Raw genomic sequence first — 19,873 nt, forward strand, 5'->3', positions numbered from 1 at the left:
TTACATTGTTATTGTTAAGTGATAACATAAAAAATGCCTCAAAATATGGAAGTTGTTTTTTTACACTTAATAAATGTAACATTGTATCACAATCTGTAGTAGACGTCTTTATTTTGCAGCAAACTTATATATAGATTGTTTTAATATACTATCAACTTCTAAACCTAATATGGAATGAAATCTTTACGGTTTTTTAAAAATCTATTATTATCAATTTTAATAATCTTTACTGTCTCTTTAAATATTCAAGCCCAAGGGCGGAAAATATCAGGAAAAGTTATTGATCAAAATGGAAGTATGTCACTTCCCGGTGTAAATGTTGCCATTAAAGGCACAACTATTGGAACTATAACAAACTTTGATGGAGAATTTTCTATTGAAGTAGGTGATGGACCTCAATTTTTAACTTTTTCTTTTATTGGTTATTTACCTCAAGAGATAGATGTAACTTCTATTAGTAATGTAAATGTATCTTTGATAGAAGATGTTGAGCAACTTGAAGAAGTTGTAGTTGTAGGTTATGGAGTTCAAAAGAAAAGCGTTGTTACAGGAGCTATTGCTGGAGTAAAAGCAGATGAAATTACAGAAACTCCTGTAAGTAGTGCAGCCCAAGCCTTACAAGGACGAACCCCGGGTGTTATGGTAAATAGTGTTTCTGGCCAACCTGGAGCAGGTGTAGATATTAGAGTTCGTGGTACGGGATCTAATGGGAGTAACTCTCCTTTATTTGTGGTTGATGGAATGCAAATGGATAATATTGATTTTCTTAACCCAAATGATATTGCATCAATGGAGGTGCTTAAAGATGCTGCATCTTCTGCAATTTATGGTTCTCGTGGAGCAAATGGTGTAATTATGATTACCACTAAAAAAGGTAAATCTGGAGAGTCAACAATTACTTATGATGGCTATTATGGTATTCAGCATGCTTCAAATACATCAGATGTATTAAATGCATCTCAATACATGTCGTTACATAACCAAGGAGCAGTAAATGCAGGAAGGTCGCCAATTTATTCTGAAAGTGATATTGCAAACCCTTCAGTGGATACGAATTGGCAGAATGAAATGTTTGAAACAGCTCCAATCCAAAGTCATAGTATATCTTCTTCAGGAGGATCTGAAAATTCTACATATTTAGCAAGTATGAGTTACTTTGGGCAAGAAGGTATTGTGGCACCCGAAAAATCACAATTTGATAGATATACTTTCAGGTTAAATTCAACGCATAAAATATCGAATACTTTAAATGCAGGTGTAAATGTAACTTATGTTCGTGAAGAGAAAAGTGGTATTCATGAGCAAGATCAATTTGGTTCTGTATTACAAAATGGACTTTTACATGATCCGTTAACACCAGTTTATGAGACAGATCCTCAAAAAATAGAAGTTTATGACGGGATGTCTCCTTCACCTGTAAAAGGAAGTAATGGACAATATTATGGTATTTCGGATCAGGCGTTAAGAGAAATTGTAAATCCTCTTGCTCAAATTGAAACCACAAATGAGGAAAATTTATCAAATAAATTTATTGGAAATGTATTCTTAGAATATAAACCAATGAATGTAGAAGGATTAAGGTTTAAAACTGATTTTGGTATTGAATCTGGTTCTTGGGCCAATCGAAATTATTCGCCAGAGGCATATTATAACCCTGTAAATATGGTTACAACAAGTTCTGTAAACCAGTCTCAAGGTCAATACGATACTTGGCAATGGGAAAACATTGTAACTTATGACAAGACTTTTAATGATGTTCATAAATTTTCTGCTCTTGGCGGAATGACAATGCGTCAAAGTTCTGGAACAGATGTTTATGGATCTGCTTCTAATATGCAATTACCTGGTTGGGAATACGGTTATGTAGGTAATGGTTCTGAGGCTGATCAAAAGTCAGATGGCGGAATGTATGACCATAGGTTACTATCTTATTTTGGTAGAGTAGGTTATGATTATGATGAAAAGTATTTATTCAGTGCCACTATCCGTTATGATGGTTCATCTAATTTTGGTCCTAATTATCAATATGGATTCTTTCCTTCTTTGCAAGCAGGTTGGGTAGTTACAAATGAAGACTTTTTGAAGTATAATGAAACTATAAACTTCTTAAAACTAAGAGCTTCTTGGGGTAAAGTTGGTAACGAAAATATCCCTCCATTTGGTTATATGTCAACTTTTGGTCAAACAGCTTCTTACCCTTTAGGGTATGATGGAGTTCCAGTACCAGGTTATGGTCTTACAAGAATGGAGAACCCAGATTTAAAATGGGAGGCAGCCCAAGAATTTAACTTTGGTGTAGACGCAGGCTTTTTTGATGATGCACTATTAGCAACAATGGATGTTTATTCTAGAGAACGTCAGGATCTATTAGGCACAAAACCGGTACCGGGTTATACAGGTTTAGATAACCCAATTACAAATTTGGGAACAGTGCAAAACAAAGGTGTTGAATTAGCTTTAACTTATCAGAATAATAAGAATCCTTTTAAGTACTCAGTAACTGCAAATGCTTCTTATAATGATAATACAGTAACTGAAGTAAATAATACTGATGGTAAAATTTATGGAGGTGGTTTGCATGGAATGTCAGGAAATATGATGATGGAAGAAGGGCATTCACTTCCTTATTTCTATGGTTACAAAACAGACGGAGTTTTCCAAACTGAAGCAGAAGCACAACAATACAACGAAATGTACGGAATGAATGCAGTTGCCGGAGATATTCGTTACACAGATACCAATGGTGATGGTGTAATTGATGAAAATGATAGAACTGATATTGGGTCTCCTGTTCATGATTGGACTTATGGTTTAACCATTAAATTTGATTATAAAGGATTCGATTTTTCAATGTTCTGGCAAGGTCAAGCAGGTGCAGAAAGAATAAATGCAACAACAAGAGTAGATTTGATTGAAAGTCAAAACTATACAACAAGATATATGGATAGTTGGACCCCAGAAAATGGGTCTAACACAATGCCTAGATTTACACACGATGACACCAATAATAATTACAGTTGGATGAATGATATGGTGCACATAGAAAATGCATCGTATATAAGATTACAGAACGTACAAGTAGGATATACTTTACCTCAATCTGTTTCTAAAAAAGCAGGTATGTCTAGATGTAGAATTTATTTATCAGGAAATAACCTTTATACATTTACTAATTATTCTGGAATGGACCCTGCAGCAGGTAATACTAATGATGTGATGAATTCTGGATTTGATATGGGATCTTATCCCACAGCAGCATCGTACTTAATTGGTCTTAACGTTACATTCTAATCAAATACTTCAATGAAATTTCAAAATATATTTTTAGCGACTTTAATTATTGGTCTCTTTGGAACATCATGTTCAAAATTTTTAGAGATCACGCCAAAAGATTCTCAAAGTGAAGATGAGTTTTTTAAGACATCTGTTGAAGCAAAACAAGCTTTAGTGGGTATATATGAAATCCTTCGAAATGATAATTTTGAATGGCAAGCAATTCCAATAGCTATGACTGCCGATATATTATCTGATGATATGTATACTGGTGGAGCCAACTCTACTGATATGATTGATTGGCAAAATATGGCACGTTTTAAAGCAACTGCAGTAAGTAATGTAGGTGCAAAAATGTGGGATAAGAACTATGTTGGTATCCAAAGGGCAAATACTCTTTTAAGTAGTTATGATCAAATTGTTTTTAAAGAGAATGAAAAAGAGGATAAAAATAATTTTAAAGGAGAAGCAATGTTCCTAAGAGCACATTATTATTTTGAGCTTCTTCGTTACTATGAAAATGTTCCTTTAATTTTAGAAACTCTTACGGGAGATACTTGGGAGTCGGTACAGCAATCTTCACCAGATGAAGTGTATGCTCAAGTTGCAAAGGATATGATCGAGGCTATTGATTTAATGGCAGTAGAAATACCAGAGCAAGACGCGGGCAGATTAAATAAATATGCTGCTATGTCTGAATTAGCAAAAGTATATATGTTTTATACTGGAGTATACAATAAATCAGCCTTGCCTATTGCAGGGGGTGGAGAGTTTTCAAAATCAGAGGTGATTACGATGCTAGAAGATGTTATTCAAAATTCTGGAGCAACTTTAGTAGCAGATTATGCAGATTTATTTAATAGCAAAGGTGATTTTAACTCCGAAGTACTTTTTGAAATTTGTTTTACAAATACTGGAGGTTACGATTGGTCGCATAATAAATTAGGCAATTACCAATGTATTATGGCCGGACCAAGAAATTTTGGGAATGATTTATTAGCATCAGGATGGGGATTTGGAGCTCCATCAAGAGAATTAGAAAACTTATATTCTGTAAATGATACACGTAAGGCTTCAACAATTTTATATGCCAAAGATTTAATTGATAATCAGGAAGAAATTGGTAATACCCTAGAGTTGCATTATAATTATACAGGAATGTTTGGTTTTAAATATACTACACATGCAGGGCGCAAATCTTCAACTGGTTCTCCAGAGGTAAATTATAATCAGAATTATCATTACATTAGATTAGCAGATGTATTATTGATGGCTGCAGAATTAAACTTAGATGGAGGAAATGGTAAATCACAACAATATCTTGATCAAGTTAGGTTAAGAGCAGGTTTACAATCAGTGCCTGCAACACTAGACAATATCTATAAAGAGAGACGTTTAGAATTAGCCTTTGAGGGACATAGATATTGGGATCTTATGAGAAGAGGACTTGATTATACTGCTAAAGAATTGAATATAGAGAACTATGTTTTAACTCTTCCTACTGATTCTGATTTAAAATACATTAATAGTAAAGGACAGAATATTACCGGGGATTATGGAACGGTAGAAAGTTATTTAGTAAATTTTGATAAAAATAAGAGAGGTTTCTTACCTATTCCTCAGCAGGAATTAGACTTGAATGCATCTTTTAAGCAGAATGTAGGTTATTAGAAATAATATAAACCTGATATAAGAAAGAGATTGTCGATTACGTATTGGCAATCTCTTTTTTTATTAAAAATTGATTGATAAAATGAATAACATTTATTTAAGATAAAAAGACTATATTTTTTTGTCATACTTCAATTTCAGTTGTCTTTAGTCTGTAAAAGGAAGGACAATAATTAAAAAGCATATTTAAAAACCATGAAATCATTTTTCTTATTATTATTTGCAATATTTATTATGAGTGTAGCAATAAAAATTGATGAGAAATCAAATAAATCATATAAATCTGTTGAATTGACTATTTCAGAGGAAGGGTCTTCATTATTAATAGATTGAGTATTGATTGGAATAGTTTCGGGTTTTAGTCCTTTTTAAAATTCTGATATTAAGACAAGTAACAATGTGTTAAATAGTTTCAAATATTTTTAACACAACAGATATAAAATAAGTCGTAGTATTGCATTAGTAACATTGTTACTTAAAAAGTTAGTAATAAAAATTAGTGTAGACGACCTAAAAAAATTAATTAGTTAAGCTATAAGTTGAAAAGGCTTCACATTCTATGTGAAGTCTTTTTTAGTTTCAACTTATCTGTATTTGTACTGCTAAATTATTGCTCAGTTTGTAATTCTTTGATATTTTTAAAAAGGTGGAGTGCTTCTGGGTTTTGTAATGCCGCAGTGTTTTTTACTTCAATTCCATGAACTACATTTCGAACTGCTAACTCGACAATCTTACCACTTCTTGTTTTAGGAATATCTTTTACCTGAATAATTTTGGCTGGAACATGTCGAGGTGTAGCATTTTTTCTAATGATATTTTTTATATCATGAATTATATCTGTAGTTAATTTTATATTATCCTTTAGAATAACAAAGAGAATAACTCGGCAATCGTCTTTCCAAACTTGTCCAATAGCGATACACTCTTGTACTTCATCTATTTTAACGGCTTGTCTGTAAATTTCAGCTGTTCCAATTCTTACTCCTCCAGGATTTAATACTGCATCGGAACGGCCATGGATTATCAAACCGTTTTGAGGTGTTATTTCCGCAAAATCTCCTTGTGCCCAAATATTATCAAAATGCTTATAGTAGGCATTAAAATAGCGTTCATTATTACTATCGTTCCAAAAACCAATTGGCATAGATGGAAATGCTTTTCTGCAGATAAGTTCTCCTTTTCCTTTTGGAAGTGAGTTACCTTCTTCATCTACAATATCAAGATCAAAGGCTAACCCTTTACATTGTAATTCTCCTGCATAAACGGGAAGTGTTGGGTTGCCCGAAACAAATGCACCAATAAGATCTGTTCCTCCAGAAATTGATGATAACAGAACATCACTTTTAAAAGAAGAGTAGACATAAGTAAAATGCTCTGCTGCTAGAGGAGAACCTGTAGACAAAATGGTTTTTAAGGAGCTTAATTGATGTGTTTCTTTAGGTATAACATCTAATTTTGATAATGCACCTATGAACTTAGCACTTACTCCAAAAATCGAAATATTTTCTTCATCTATTAGATCAATTAAATAGTTATGATTTGGGTAAAATGGACTACCATCTAAAAGTACTAAAGTTGCTCCACAAGCAAGACCACTTACTAACCAATTCCACATCATCCACCCGCATGTAGAATAATAAAAGAAAATATCTTTTTCTGAAATATTTGTATGGAGTAAATGTTCTTTCTGATGTTCTAACAATACTCCTCCAACTTTATGAATAATACACTTTGGCTTTCCTGTAGTACCAGAAGAATACATTATAAATAAAGGTGCATTAAAAGGTAATTGTTCAAAGGTGATCTCTGATGCATTATTATTAATATAGTTTTCCCATTTAACTACTTTATCAATATCTGTTGGAGTAGAATCATCAGTAAAAAAATCAAAAACAATAATTTTTTCTATACTAGTAATACTTTCTGAAAGTGATTTTAATTGCGTATAGCAACTATGAATTTTCCCATTGTAAGAATAAGCATTTGCAGCAATAAGAAATTTTGGTTCAACTTGTCCAAACCTATCTAACACTCCTTGAAACCCAAAATCTGGACTGCAAGATGTCCATACAGCACCAATAGAAGTTACAGCAAGCATACCTATAACTGCTTCTATACAATTGGGAATATACCCAGCAACTCTATCCCCTTTTTGTAAGCCATCTTTTCTTAATTGAAAAGCTAGTTTACTTACTAAATCATAAAGTTCTTTATACGATAATTGCTTTCTGCCACCACCTTCCATTCGTCCAATAAGTGCAATATGGTCGTCCCTTCTTCTAAGAAGGTTTTCAGCATAATTTAAAGTGGCTTTAGGGAAAAATTCAGCATTATAAATAAAATCATTTTCTATATAGAAAGGAGGCTCCCCCTTTGTTCCAATAATAGATGAAAAATCCCAAAGAGCAGACCAAAATTCGTTTAAATTATTGCAACTAAAACGATGTAAATTGGCATAATCGTACTCTTCTTTTTTAAAAACTTTTTTAGCAAACTGAAAAATGTTAGTTGAGGCTATAAACTCTCTCGATGGAGTCCATAGTGGTTTAATAGTGTTCATGTGTTTATTGTGTATGTGGTGTTGTTTCGATAGTCAAGATAGTAATCATTTTGATAAGATTGAAGGGCTTGTAGAACAACATAAAAAAATCCTCTTAATCATTAAGACCAAGAGGATAATTTTTTTGTATCAAAACGTGTTTTTTAATACAATTTATTAATACTGATCTACATAAACATTACCTTTAATGTCATCATAGAATTTAGCCAATGTTAAGTTATAGTAAGGCGACAAAATGAAAAAGCCAATACCTAAGCTTAGTAGACATAATAAGAACCATCCAAAGAATCTTAGAGATAAAAAGAATAACTTTGTTTTGTTTCCTCTCATCATTTCTTTACTTAGTTGCATTGCCTCCCAAGCACCCATATCTTCATTATCAGATAAGATAAAGTAAGTTTGAGAAAACATTAAACCGACAATTACTCCTGGTATAATAAATAAAATAGCAGCAAGCGTAATTAGTATTCCAATTAAGAGATTTGCAATAATGTTCTTGCCTATAAAATTAAAACCTTGGAAAATTTGACCAAATTCAGCTTCGTTACCTCTAGAGAAATTAAGACAATACCTGCTCAGACCGAAATTAAGCGGACCTAAAATAAAGATATTCAAGATTGTAATTGGAGTATCTGGCGACATATACGAACCACCTGAAACTAAAGATTGGTATAGAATAGGTACAGCACAAACGGCTAAAATAGATTCCCATCGCCCTTCAAGATCTTGTCTTGATTGACGCATTAATTCAGCATTTTCAGTCATTTTTTAGATTATAATTAGCGTATTGTTAATATTAAAAGTTATGACGAATTTAAACTAAATAATTGATTTATATATAGAAATAAGAATCATACTTTATTTAAAAAAACTATATTTGCACATATTATTTATTTACCTGATTTTTTTATGACTACCAAACTTAGAACTTTAGTAGAGGTATCAACATTTTTTTTAGTACTGATTTCTTTTGATTATAACGTAGAGATACACTGTTTAACAAAGGATGGTCATGCTGTTGATACTGATCGAAATACAGCTCAAGCTGAAATAAAAATAATTAAATATCCTTTTGAAGGCCCTTTGTTATTTAGGAATAAATAGAAATGGATTATTCATTTTGGAATGATAGTTGGATAGTTGAAAATATAACCTTTTTAATATTTTTTTTGCTTTTTCATAGGTGCATAAAGTATGTGCTGTACTGTATTAATTATTTGATTTAGTTATGAAAAAGATTCTATTTTTACTGTTCGTACTAACTTCTTTTGGGTTACAATCAAATGCCCAAAATTCTAAAAGATTCATTACTGGTAAACATCCTATAGGTGTAACTGTAGGTGGCGCCATGTGGGATCAAACACAATTAAAATTAAGTGCTTACGCTTTTAATGTTTATTTTTCTTATGTTTCTAATTTAGAAAGTTCAGAAGGGAAATTAGCAGAAGGGCAAGCTGACGTGACTTCTCTTGGTAATTCAAGGCAAGACAATTATCAAGTAGGAGCAATGCTTAGAGTAGTTAATACAGATTTGTATGGTTTGTACCTTATTCCTCAATTTGTAATAACTAATTCGAATGCACTTTATAAAACTACAAACGGAGATGTTATTAAAGATAACAATACTGTTGTAGATTATGGTGCAGGTATAGACCTAATGTATGTTGATAGGAGTGGCTTTACTGCTCAATTTGGTTTAGCATCTAGTAGTGGCGTTTCTATTCAAGTAGGTTACTCATTCTAGTAAAGTGTGAGTTGTTTCTTAGTTTTGAAGGAATAACTCACATTTTTTTATCGGATTAGCCATTAATGTTTTCTTTTCTATTGATCACAAACTATATTTAAATAGGATTACAGTTATTAAATGAATTACCATTTATCAATCTAAATAATTAAACCTCTTTATTTCAGTAGCATTATCGACGTTATGTCACTATCAATAAGATTTTTATTAATACTAACCATTACTTTATTTGCTTCAGAATATGCCTTCACTCAAACTATTGTAATTAGGAATACATCAGGAGGTGTTATTGAAGGTGTCTTTATTAAAAGTGATACAGGCGGAAATACTATTTCTAATACAAATGGAGAATTTGAGTTACCTGAAAAAGGAACTACTTTTAATTTTTCTCATGTTAATTATAGATCAAAACAAGTTTCTAGAAAACAATTAATTCATATTGGTAGTGTTCTTTTAGAAGATAATATTATGTCTCTTGAAGAAGTAATTGTTGGTGCAAGCAAATGGGAAGAAAAAGCATACGAAGTACCTCAACAGATTATTAATATTGAGGCTACTGAAATTGCTTTTAATTTACCTCAAACTACTGCAGATATTATTGCAAATTCTGGTGAAGTGTTTGTTCAAAAAAGTCAGATGGGAGGTGGTAGCCCTATGATTAGAGGTTTTGCTGCAAATCAAGTACTCTTAGTAGTTGATGGTATAAGAATGAATAATGCTATTTATAGGGGAGGGAATCTCCAAAATATATTAGCAATTGATCCAAATTCAATAGAAAGTGCTGAAGTGATTTTTGGTCCTGGAAGTGTAATGTATGGAAGTGATGCTCTCGGAGGTGTAATGGATTTTCATACTAAAAACCCAGACTTTACTCATAATGATGAAACAATTATTTATGGAGATGCTATGTTAAAATACAACTCTGGGAATAATGAAAAAACTGGAAATGTAAGATTGAATATTGGAGGAAAGAAATTTGCGTGGAATGGAAGTTTAACGTATTCTGATTTTAGCGATTTACAATCGGGTAGTTGGTATAGGTCTGAAAATGATAAGTTTGGACAAAGAAAATTTACTGTTGTCAATGGAAACAATGATGATAGTATTTTGATGAACGGGAATTTAGAAAATCAGACACCATCTGCATATAATCAAATCAATACCCTTCAAAAATTTAGCTTTAAGCCTTCTACAAGATTAAAACTTCAATATAATTTTCTGTTTTCAACTACATCAAACGTACCAAGATACGATAGACTTACAGAGTTAAATGGAATAGATAATGTAAATGGAGAAACGCAGTTTGTAACTTCAGAAGATATAACAACTATAACGACAGATTATTTAGTGACTCCTTATGGAAACACAACACCAAAATTTTCTGAATGGTATTATGGTCCTCAATTTTGGATGATGAATTCTATTCGGATGGACTATTTATTTGATGGTAAACTTGCTGATGATATGCGTATTATTATTGGACATCAAAGGGTAAAAGAAGATAGACATAATAGGAAGTTTAAAAGTGATGAAAGAGGGAATAGTTTTGTAAATGCAGATGTTTTCAATATTAATATTGATTACACTAAAAAGGCGAATCAAAAAGTAGACTTATTTTATGGTTTGGAAGGCATAACAAATAAAGTTGATGCACATGCAAATTCAGAAAATATATATACAGGTGTAACCGAAGTCGATTTACCAAGATACGCAGGAGGTGGAAGTTTTTATACAACAGCAGCGGGGTATTTATCAGCAAAATATCATTTCAGTACAAAATTAGTAGGTACGGCGGGGTTTAGATATACTCATACTAATATCCAGTCAGATTATACAGACGAGGCTTCTAAAGAGCTTAATTTACCTTATAATCATTTTAATTATAATGTTGGAAACATTACAGGAAGTGCTGGTTTGGCTTTTCATACAAGAAATTGGCAGTTAAACACTCAATTTGCAAAAGGTTTTAAGGCACCTAATTTAGATGATATTGGTAAAGTTTATAACCCATCTAAAGAGGATCTTGTTATACCTAACCCAGATTTAAAACCAACAGATGTTTATACAATTGATGCTACCATTGAGCGTAATATTGGAAATGTTGTTCTTATTGGAGTAAATGCATATTATTCATGGTTAAGAAATGCAATGGTTCGAATGCCGACAACTTATCAAGGACAAGATTCTATTACTATTGATAATGAAAAATACGCTGTATTATCTTTACAAAACACAGGTGACGCTAGAATTTGGGGAGTTTCATCAACAATAAAAGCAGTTTTGAGTAAATCATTTTCATTTAATGCAAGTTACACATATACTTATGGTATTGATTTAGAGAATGATGAAAGCTTACGTCATGTACCTCCTTTTTTTGGAAAAGTGAGCATTCAATATCAGCATAAGAATTTACATTTGGCACTTAATAATCAATATAGTGGAGGTATTTCTTTTGATAAACTAGCACCTTCAGAACAAGCAAAGCCTTATTTATATGCACATACTGGTGCTTTAAGTTGGTGGACATTAGATTTTAAATCAAGTTATCTTTTAAAAGAATATTTGTCAGTAAACGTAGCAATTGATAATATTTTAGATCAAAGTTATAGAACATATAGTTCTGGTATAAATGCAGCAGGGAGAAGTTATATTCTTGGTTTAAGAGGTTTTTTTTAATAACTTTATTGTATTGTAAATCAGCTATTTATTTATTATTTAATTAGATTTTCAAAAAAAAATTACTTTTTCAGGTGACATTTTATTGAAAGATATATTAGTTAATGTAAGCAGAAAACGCTTCATTATTTATCTCTAAAAAATAAAAAGTATTACAATGAAAAAGTTATTTACATTATTATTCTCTATTGCAATTTTGAGTTTAACAAGTAATTCATTTGCACAGGACAAGACTAGCGGAAGTGCAAATTTTAAAGGTCCGGGAACATTAAATATAGGTTTTACATCTGGCTTTAGTAACAATACGTTGGGCTTAATGGCTGACTATGAAATTGCTCAATTAGGTAAAGATTTTACTGTAGGTGCTTACGTAGATTATAGATCTTGGAGTGGAAAAGGAAGTTCATTTGGAGCTGGAGCAAGATTTAGATGGTATGCAGATAGAGTATTAAATATTCAAAATCCAAAATGGGATGTATATGCAGTTGGTGATATTGGCTTTCAATTTGGAGAAGGAAGTACACTTGGCTGGGGAATTGGAGTAGGTGCCAAATACCATATTACAGACAACTTTGGTATTCAAGGAAACATAGGTACAGGCGCTCAAATAGGTGTTTGTATTGGGTTATAATTACCAATCAATTCTACTATTAAACTTTCAAGAGGATGATTTTTCATCCTCTTTTTAGTTCTAAACAGATCATAATATGAAACAATTCATTCTTTTTTTCTTGTCAATTATTTTTATTCAGTTGTCAACATATGCAGACGATTACCCGAAGAAAGTAAAGATTAATGGTAATTCTGCTGTAATAACTATTTATACTATAGAATCTCAGTATCAACAAAAAATACAAAATCTTGATAAACAAGTTACTATTAGTAATGATAGTGGAGTTAAAGTAGATATGTATTCTGATGGTGAGCAAAATGCAGCAGTAGTTAAATGCGGGGCTAAATATGGTGTTGTGATGTTTGAAAATAACGTAGATTTTGAAAAGACAATTACTGATTTAGTAGAGGTAACGCATGAAAATTAATTCTTCTGGTGATATTTTACATCAATTGATATTACTAGATAAATCAGATAACAGAAAATAAAAAAAGATAAAAAATGGAAATTCATTCAATAACAAAGAGAGTATTTTTCAAGGTCTTTCAATATTTAAGTATGTCAATAGGTACTGTTGTTTTAATGCTATTAATTGCCTCTGGTGGGCAAGTCTAGTATAAGGGAATTAGTATTAAACCAATAGTTACAATGTATTCGAATTATAACATCGAATACAATTAGTTTAGTAGGTACAGGAAATAAATGTTCTGTGCCTTTTTATGTTTTAAACTCCATCTATCCAGATTTAAATTTGTATAGAATGTCAAATATGAAAAAGCGAATTTTCTCATTCATTTTATTGATGATCCCTTTTATATCTTTTGCTCAAAATAAATTGGACCATCAAGAAGCAAAGGATTATGTAGACTACTATATTTATGCATATAATATAGATACCCCAACTCAGGTGAATAAATCTATTGTTAGTGATGGTGCATATCTTTCTAATAGAGATATACATTTCGATTATTCTGTTTTTATTAATCCTAAAAGTGATTACCCAACAAGAAAAGATTTCTATAAATTTTTATTAGAAATAGCTTATGCAAATACACAAAGATTAGAAATATTGCATAATGAATATACAGCTAATTATGATATTATTATTAGCTATTATTTTGAAGACGATAGTTGTTTGGTTATTTATGAAAACACTAACCATCTCACTAAAGTCTGTTATTTTAATGCAGAAAAGAACTTGATTAAAACGTTGGAGTATAAAAATAGTAGAAGTTAAACGGAGGAATTGCGAATTGTAATGCGGTAAAATCTCCAATGGCAATTTTTGACTTTACCGCATGAATGTACAATTGCATATCAAAGTTATTGATTGGAAATTGTAATCCAAACTTTATAAGTTGAGGTTTATGTTAACATGATGAAGTTGAAAGGTTTAGGTATTAATGTTTTTAAATCTATTATGTCTTTTTTTAATGATTTATGAAAATAAATATCAATTTTAATATACTAGGTAAATAATTTACCGTATAAATAGCTACAACTAAACACAACTTTACCATGACAATTCAGAACAAATCTTTAAGAATAGTGAAGGCTTTAACGCCTAATAGTAGTAGGTCTATTGAAAGTTTAGCAATGGAATTAGGAATTTCCACTACAAAATTTGAAGAAAGCAAAATTGCTTATACTTTAAAATATAATGGCTTAGTAAATGTTAATTATGATGATGATGTAACAATTATCTCATTAACAGATGAAGGCGAACAAGTAATTCCATTTATATAATACCTCAAGTTACTTCAGTGATAACTTGAGGTACTAAACGTTAAATTAAGTGAGGTTTCTTTTTAGTAAACAAAGACTTCACTTCAACATGAGGGTAAATTGTATGCCTTTTGCCTTCATAATCTTCGGTGTCAAAAAACATAATTTTTCCATTAGCTCTTTGCTTAATCTTCTTTGGCTTTCCACTTTTAAAAGATAAAACATCTCCTTTTTCATTTATTGATAAAAACGGGAGCCTTTCAATAGGAAGGTACAATCTATTTAAATGCACAAACTTCTTTGGAGCGTAATTGTAAACTTGTTTTCCTTTTAAAGGAACCCATTTTAAGTTTTCAACACTATTGTCATAAATGTCACCATTAATATGCCATACTTTTTTTCTTTTTAAATCAAAAACTGGGATAAAAGTCTTGCCAACTAATGTATGCACATATGCAGTGCTCTTAAGTTTTTTACCTTCTTTAGTTCTTTTAAGCGTTACTTTAAGTTTACCAGTTACATTACATTTATACGCTTTAAGAAAACAAAAATTTGCTTCTTCGAAGTTGTTTTTTTTCAAAACGTAACCATCTAGATTGATAACATAATCCTCAAAAGATGGAATTTCTCTAAATTCTCTCATTGATAGTTGTAGGCTAATAAATAGTTGCTAAAATCGTCTTAATAAAATTAGAATATCACAACATTGTTCATAATGTTATTCAAAACTATTAATAATACTGTTTACTTGTTTGTGTATTTACAGTTATTAATCAAATTTTAAAAGCTAATAAATATTTTTTAACGCTATGTAGAGATATTCAAAAAAATATCTACATTTTTTAATAAGAAGATTATAACTTCACTAATTGAATAATAAACATAAACCAATGGAAGTAATCAGAAATATAGAGGACAGAGATAATCTCATTCAAAAGATTTTAAAAGAACAAAAGCAAGTTTGGTTGTATAATGAAATTAGATCTAACGATAATGTTTATGGAAATAAATTAGCTTGGGTACTTACTGCACTTTGTGAAATTGATAATCTTTGGTTGTCAAAATATACTTCAGAAATAATTGAGTGGTTACCAGTTTTTAAAACTCAAGGTATTAAAAGATCAATGTTAAGGAGTATTGCTTCTTTACCTTTGTTAAATGAAAAAGAAAGTGAATGGATTGACTACTGTTTTAGTCTATTAGTTAGTCAAAATACAGATGTTGCTGTAAAAGTTTTTGCATTAGAAATACTAGGAAGTTTTTGTGAACGTTACCCTGAACTAATTGGTGAATTAAGAATTGCAATCGAGGATGGGAGACCATTTTACACCGCAGCCCTAAATGCTAGAGTAAAAAAGGTATTTGGTAGATTATCAACAAAAGGAATTTATTAAATAATCAAATTATTAACACCTATTAATATATAGTAAGTTAAATGTTTGAACAACAGTAGTTAGCAAGCGTATAATAATATTGTAACAAACAACAAAACTATGATAGGAGTAATGAGTACAGTATTATTTATGTTTGTTTTTTTAATTGGGATTTTCTCATCAATATTAAAAAGTAAACATACAATAGAAGGGTTAGCTTTAGTAGCATCCATTATTATGATTTCATTTATTATAAATAAATTATTTGGATTAATGTAATTAGAAGAGCAATATGAATTGTATTAATCATTTTTTTACACCAGAAAATTAGCTTCAATTGATAACGATCAGTTGAAGTTTTTTTATTTTAAGAATAAGAAGTTGACTACACGAATTATAGCCAACTTCAATTTTGTTTAAACCTTTTCAGCTTTAAAAAGACTTTTATCAACTTCAAAATATCTTCTACTACCAATTAAATCTAGCTCATTTTTATTTTTCTCAGCAGTCGCTTTAATCAAATTGAACATTGTTGTGACAGTTTTTTCTAAACATTTTACAATTGGATCTCCTTTTAAGAAGTTTGATAAAATCATAGCTGCAAATACATCTCCTGTACCGTATACTTCTCCTAAATTTATTTTAGGGTTGTGAATACTAAAAAAATCATTGCCGTCATATAACAAAATAGTTAAGTTATTCTCTGGTGTTTCTTGTATCTCTAAAGATGTAATTATAATGTAAGTAGGACCTTGTTCGAATAAACTTTTAGCTACTTTTTTAGCATCTTCTAATGTTTTAATTGTTGAATTACTAAGAAACTCTGCTTCAAATTGATTTGGAGTAATAATATCAGCTATTGTTATTATTTTATCTTTGTACAAAGGAGGGACATCTTCAGCAATATAAAAACCTGCTTCTTTATCACCCATAACAGTATCACAACAAAAAATAGCATTTGGGTTTTCGTCTTTTATATCTCTTACTATATCATATACAACTTCACCTGTTCCTTTACTCCCAAGGTAGCCTGCAAGTATAGCATCACAGTCAGTTTTGGGAATATTATAAAAAACGCCTTCTAAAATATCTTTTAAATGTGCAGGAGTAAATACTTGACCTGTCCATTTAGGGTATTGAGTATGCCCTGAAAACTGAACGGTATTTAATGCCCATACTTCATGTCCACTAAATTGAAGAGGGAAAACAGCAGCAGCATTACCCACGTGCCCATAAGTTACATGAGATTGAATTGATAAAATATTCTTCATTTTGTTTATTTAGGTTTGAGATTTTTAAGTTTTACTGTATGAATCTACTTAAAATGTTACAGAAAATTAATTGATAAAGTTATTTTTTCTTTTGAATTATAATCATGAGCCTTTTTAGGAACTTTTTGACATTATAGGTGAAAACTTAATTAATTACTGATAGTACACTTATAAATAAGAAATACTAAAATCTACATAAACATATAATTTAAATCTACTATTAATATGAGTAACGAAAAGGACTCTGTATTGTCAAATGTTAAGCACGATTTTCCTGCTAGTATAGTTGTTTTTCTTGTGGCAATGCCACTTTGTTTAGGTGTTGCTTTAGCATCTGGAGCTCCACTTTTTTCTGGAATAATATCAGGTGTTGTTGGTGGAGTTATTGTAGCTTCTTTAAGTGGTTCATCATTAGGTGTAAGCGGTCCTGCGGCAGGATTAGCAGTAATTGTTCTCCATTCTATTGAAAGTTTAGGCTCTTTCGAATCTTTTCTATTAGCAGTAGTTATTGCAGGAGCTTTCCAAGTTGTTTTAGGAGTTATTAAGGCGGGTGTAATTGGATATTATTTTCCATCATCAGTAATTAAAGGAATGCTTGCCGGTATTGGAATCAATATTATTATTCAGCAAATTCCAAATGCTTTAGGAGTAGCAAGTTTTTCGGGCATTAATTTGGCAGATATTTGTGTGGGTACAACTATTTTAACACTTGTGTCTGTAGCAATCTTATTACTATGGGATACTAAGACTATTAAAGGGAACAAATATTTAAAATTAATTCCTGGTCCACTATTAGTTGTAGCATTTGGTATTTTTTATGAGTTGATGACTGTTGGTAATCCTGTTTTTGGTTTAAAAACAGATCAATTGGTAGCAATACCTATTACAAATTCTTTTAGTGGTTTTATGTCGAACTTTTCGATGCCAGACTTCTCAATGATTACAAATCCTCAAATTTATACTATTGCACTAACAATGGCTGTAGTGGCGAGTTTAGAAACGCTACTTTCAACAGAAGCTGCAGATAAATTAGACCCTCAAAAAAGAAGAACGCCAATGAATAGAGAATTAATTGCACAAGGTGTTGGAAATATGATATCTGGTTTAATTGGAGGTTTACCTATAACACAAGTAATTGTAAGAAGTTCTGCGAATATACAATCAGGTGGTAAAACTAAATTGTCAGCCATAATGCATGGTGTTATGTTGTTAGTTTGTGTTGTATCAATTCCTGCAATTTTAGATTTAATACCTTTAGCATGTTTAGCGGCAATCTTATTAGTTGTAGGTTTTAAGTTATCTAAACCGGCTATATATATAGCTATGTACAATAAAGGTTGGGCATTATTTATACCATTCGTAATTACAATTTTAGGAGTTGTTTTCTCTGACTTATTACATGGTATTGTTTTAGGTTTGGCAGTTTCAGTTTTTGAAATTATTTGGAACAACTTAAATGAATCATGTGATGTTTCTATTGTAGATGATGAGAGTATTGACAGAGATAGACCAATGAGAATTGAATTACCACATCAAGTAAGCTTTTTGAATAAAGCAAATATCATATCAACATTAGAAAAAATACCACATAACACTAAAGTTGTCATTGATGCTACTCATAATAAAACAGTTCATATTGATGTATTGGATATAATAGAAGAGTTTTTGAAAACAGATGCTATTGATAAGAATATATCAGCAAGCATAAATTACCCACAAATAGTTACGAAAGTATAAAAGGTTTTTATGACTTATATATAGAGGAACACATAAATAAGAGCTGTAATTATTATTGCAGCTCTTATTTATTATTAGCGTTGATTTTACATGTTAATGTTTTGATTTGCTGTTTGAATTTATTTTGAAAATTGATTGATTCTTAACCTTGCATTTAAACAAAACGCGCTTACCTTTGCACTCCCCTTACAACGATAGGGTCTTAAAAAACATGTTGCAACAGGTAGTGATATAAACCACCAAATGATTTTAGAGCGTAAAACTTATCAGTTTTCAAATAAAACAAAATAAGTATTGCAAATTAAATTTCCTTTCTTACCTTTGCACTCGCTTTCAAACGGAGAGCAGCAAAAGGATAGTGAAAATGAGATTTAGATACCTCTAAAAATTATTTCAAATTAATTGAAAAAACATTTGGAAGTTTAAACTAAAATATCTTACCTTTGCACTCGCTTCTTCAGAGAGGTGCTCAATAAAACAACGGTTTTGTTGGTAATATAAACTGAGATTCAGTTCATTAAGCTTCGGCTTAAACGTTCTTTTGATGTAATGAGAAAGTAATTATAAGATCAGCGAAAGCGGATCCTAATAAAGTTAATTCTTTTAAACAGTTCGTAGAGACAGGTATAAAACATTGATCATTTATTTGATCTAAAAACTCTTACAACGGAGAGTTTGATCCTGGCTCAGGATGAACGCTAGCGGCAGGCCTAATACATGCAAGTCGAGGGGTAACAGGAGTGCTTGCACTTGCTGACGACCGGCGCACGGGTGCGTAACGCGTATATAACTTGCCTTTGTCTGGAAGATAGCCCGGAGAAATCCGGATTAATATTCCATGGTATCTTAAGTGAGCATTCACTAAAGATTAAAGATTTATCGGACAGAGATAGATATGCGTCCCATTAGCTAGTTGGTAAGGTAACGGCTTACCAAGGCGACGATGGGTAGGGGTTCTGAGAGGAAGGTCCCCCACACTGGCACTGAGATACGGGCCAGACTCCTACGGGAGGCAGCAGTAGGGAATATTGGGCAATGGAGGCAACTCTGACCCAGCCATGCCGCGTGAGTGATGAATGCCTTCGGGTTGTAAAGCTCTTTTGTATGGGAAGAACCACAATCTTGCGAGATTGTCTGACGGTACCATAAGAATAAGCACCGGCTAACTCCGTGCCAGCAGCCGCGGTAATACGGAGGGTGCAAGCGTTGTCCGGAATTATTGGGTTTAAA

16 protein-coding genes and 1 rRNA gene (1 of these 17 only partly in view) are annotated in these 19,873 nt (G+C 31.4%); 13 read left to right on the plus strand and 4 right to left on the minus strand.

The window, feature by feature from the left end; translation table 11 throughout:
* Nucleotides 1–174: 174 nt before the first annotated feature.
* From KM029_RS24055 to KM029_RS24065, 3 genes are all read left to right on the plus strand, one after another.
* Nucleotides 175–3,291, plus strand: a complete 3,117-nt coding sequence (locus tag KM029_RS24055; RefSeq protein ID WP_144076349.1) for a SusC/RagA family TonB-linked outer membrane protein — start codon at nucleotides 175–177, stop codon at nucleotides 3,289–3,291.
* Between the two features lie 12 nt (nucleotides 3,292–3,303).
* Entirely contained in the window at nucleotides 3,304–4,944 is a 1,641-nt protein-coding gene (locus KM029_RS24060; RefSeq protein ID WP_144076350.1) for a RagB/SusD family nutrient uptake outer membrane protein, read from the plus strand.
* A 195-nt stretch (nucleotides 4,945–5,139) separates the two neighbouring features.
* Nucleotides 5,140–5,277 (plus strand): hypothetical protein, encoded by a 138-nt coding sequence (locus tag KM029_RS24065; protein ID WP_158631206.1) that lies wholly within the window; start codon nucleotides 5,140–5,142, stop codon nucleotides 5,275–5,277.
* Between the two features lie 274 nt (nucleotides 5,278–5,551).
* Here KM029_RS24065 and KM029_RS24070 read toward each other — a convergent pair whose 3' ends face one another.
* Complete coding sequence (locus tag KM029_RS24070; protein ID WP_144076351.1) at nucleotides 5,552–7,504, minus strand: acetoacetate--CoA ligase; 1,953 nt, start codon at nucleotides 7,502–7,504, stop codon at nucleotides 5,552–5,554.
* Nucleotides 7,505–7,660: 156 nt separating this feature from the next.
* Complete coding sequence (locus tag KM029_RS24075) at nucleotides 7,661–8,269, minus strand: DUF975 family protein (protein WP_144076352.1); 609 nt, start codon at nucleotides 8,267–8,269, stop codon at nucleotides 7,661–7,663.
* 144 nt (nucleotides 8,270–8,413) lie between these two features.
* Between KM029_RS24075 and KM029_RS24080 the strand changes: the two genes are divergently transcribed.
* From KM029_RS24080 to KM029_RS24110, 7 genes are all read left to right on the plus strand, one after another.
* Nucleotides 8,414–8,608: a hypothetical protein gene (locus KM029_RS24080; RefSeq protein WP_144076353.1), complete on the plus strand. Its 195-nt coding sequence runs from the start codon at nucleotides 8,414–8,416 to the stop codon at nucleotides 8,606–8,608.
* Nucleotides 8,609–8,732: 124 nt separating this feature from the next.
* Nucleotides 8,733–9,248: a hypothetical protein gene (locus tag KM029_RS24085; protein ID WP_144076354.1), complete on the plus strand. Its 516-nt coding sequence runs from the start codon at nucleotides 8,733–8,735 to the stop codon at nucleotides 9,246–9,248.
* A 183-nt stretch (nucleotides 9,249–9,431) separates the two neighbouring features.
* Nucleotides 9,432–11,924 carry a TonB-dependent receptor gene (locus tag KM029_RS24090; protein WP_144076355.1) on the plus strand — a complete coding sequence of 831 codons (2,493 nt, stop codon included), beginning with the start codon at nucleotides 9,432–9,434 and terminating at the stop codon, nucleotides 11,922–11,924.
* 157 nt (nucleotides 11,925–12,081) lie between these two features.
* Nucleotides 12,082–12,555: a hypothetical protein gene (locus tag KM029_RS24095; RefSeq protein ID WP_144076356.1), complete on the plus strand. Its 474-nt coding sequence runs from the start codon at nucleotides 12,082–12,084 to the stop codon at nucleotides 12,553–12,555.
* A gap of 76 nt (nucleotides 12,556–12,631) precedes the next feature.
* The gene (locus KM029_RS24100) at nucleotides 12,632–12,964 is read left to right on the plus strand and encodes a hypothetical protein (RefSeq protein WP_144076357.1); all 333 of its coding nucleotides are present in this window, start codon (nucleotides 12,632–12,634) and stop codon (nucleotides 12,962–12,964) included.
* Between the two features lie 342 nt (nucleotides 12,965–13,306).
* Nucleotides 13,307–13,774, plus strand: coding sequence for a hypothetical protein (locus KM029_RS24105; RefSeq protein ID WP_144076358.1), 468 nt, complete (start codon nucleotides 13,307–13,309; stop codon nucleotides 13,772–13,774).
* A gap of 281 nt (nucleotides 13,775–14,055) precedes the next feature.
* Nucleotides 14,056–14,283 (plus strand): hypothetical protein, encoded by a 228-nt coding sequence (locus KM029_RS24110; RefSeq protein WP_144076359.1) that lies wholly within the window; start codon nucleotides 14,056–14,058, stop codon nucleotides 14,281–14,283.
* Between the two features lie 40 nt (nucleotides 14,284–14,323).
* Here the strand turns inward: KM029_RS24110 and KM029_RS24115 are convergent, their stop codons facing one another.
* A complete protein-coding gene (locus KM029_RS24115; RefSeq protein WP_144076360.1) occupies nucleotides 14,324–14,905 on the minus strand; it encodes a hypothetical protein in 582 nt (193 codons plus the stop codon).
* 247 nt (nucleotides 14,906–15,152) lie between these two features.
* Between KM029_RS24115 and KM029_RS24120 the strand changes: the two genes are divergently transcribed.
* Entirely contained in the window at nucleotides 15,153–15,656 is a 504-nt protein-coding gene (locus KM029_RS24120; RefSeq protein ID WP_144076361.1) for a hypothetical protein, read from the plus strand.
* A gap of 395 nt (nucleotides 15,657–16,051) precedes the next feature.
* Here KM029_RS24120 and pdxY read toward each other — a convergent pair whose 3' ends face one another.
* Nucleotides 16,052–16,906: a pyridoxal kinase gene (gene pdxY / locus KM029_RS24125; protein ID WP_144076362.1), complete on the minus strand. Its 855-nt coding sequence runs from the start codon at nucleotides 16,904–16,906 to the stop codon at nucleotides 16,052–16,054.
* Nucleotides 16,907–17,131: 225 nt separating this feature from the next.
* Here pdxY and KM029_RS24130 point away from each other — a divergent pair, with 225 nt between their 5' ends.
* Entirely contained in the window at nucleotides 17,132–18,643 is a 1,512-nt protein-coding gene (locus tag KM029_RS24130) for a SulP family inorganic anion transporter (protein ID WP_144076363.1), read from the plus strand.
* Between the two features lie 663 nt (nucleotides 18,644–19,306).
* Nucleotides 19,307–19,873, plus strand: a 16S ribosomal RNA gene (locus tag KM029_RS24135) (it continues 958 nt past the right edge of the window).

This window comes from Flammeovirga kamogawensis, assembly GCF_018736065.1.
Taxonomy (GTDB): Bacteria; Bacteroidota; Bacteroidia; order Cytophagales; family Flammeovirgaceae; genus Flammeovirga; species Flammeovirga kamogawensis.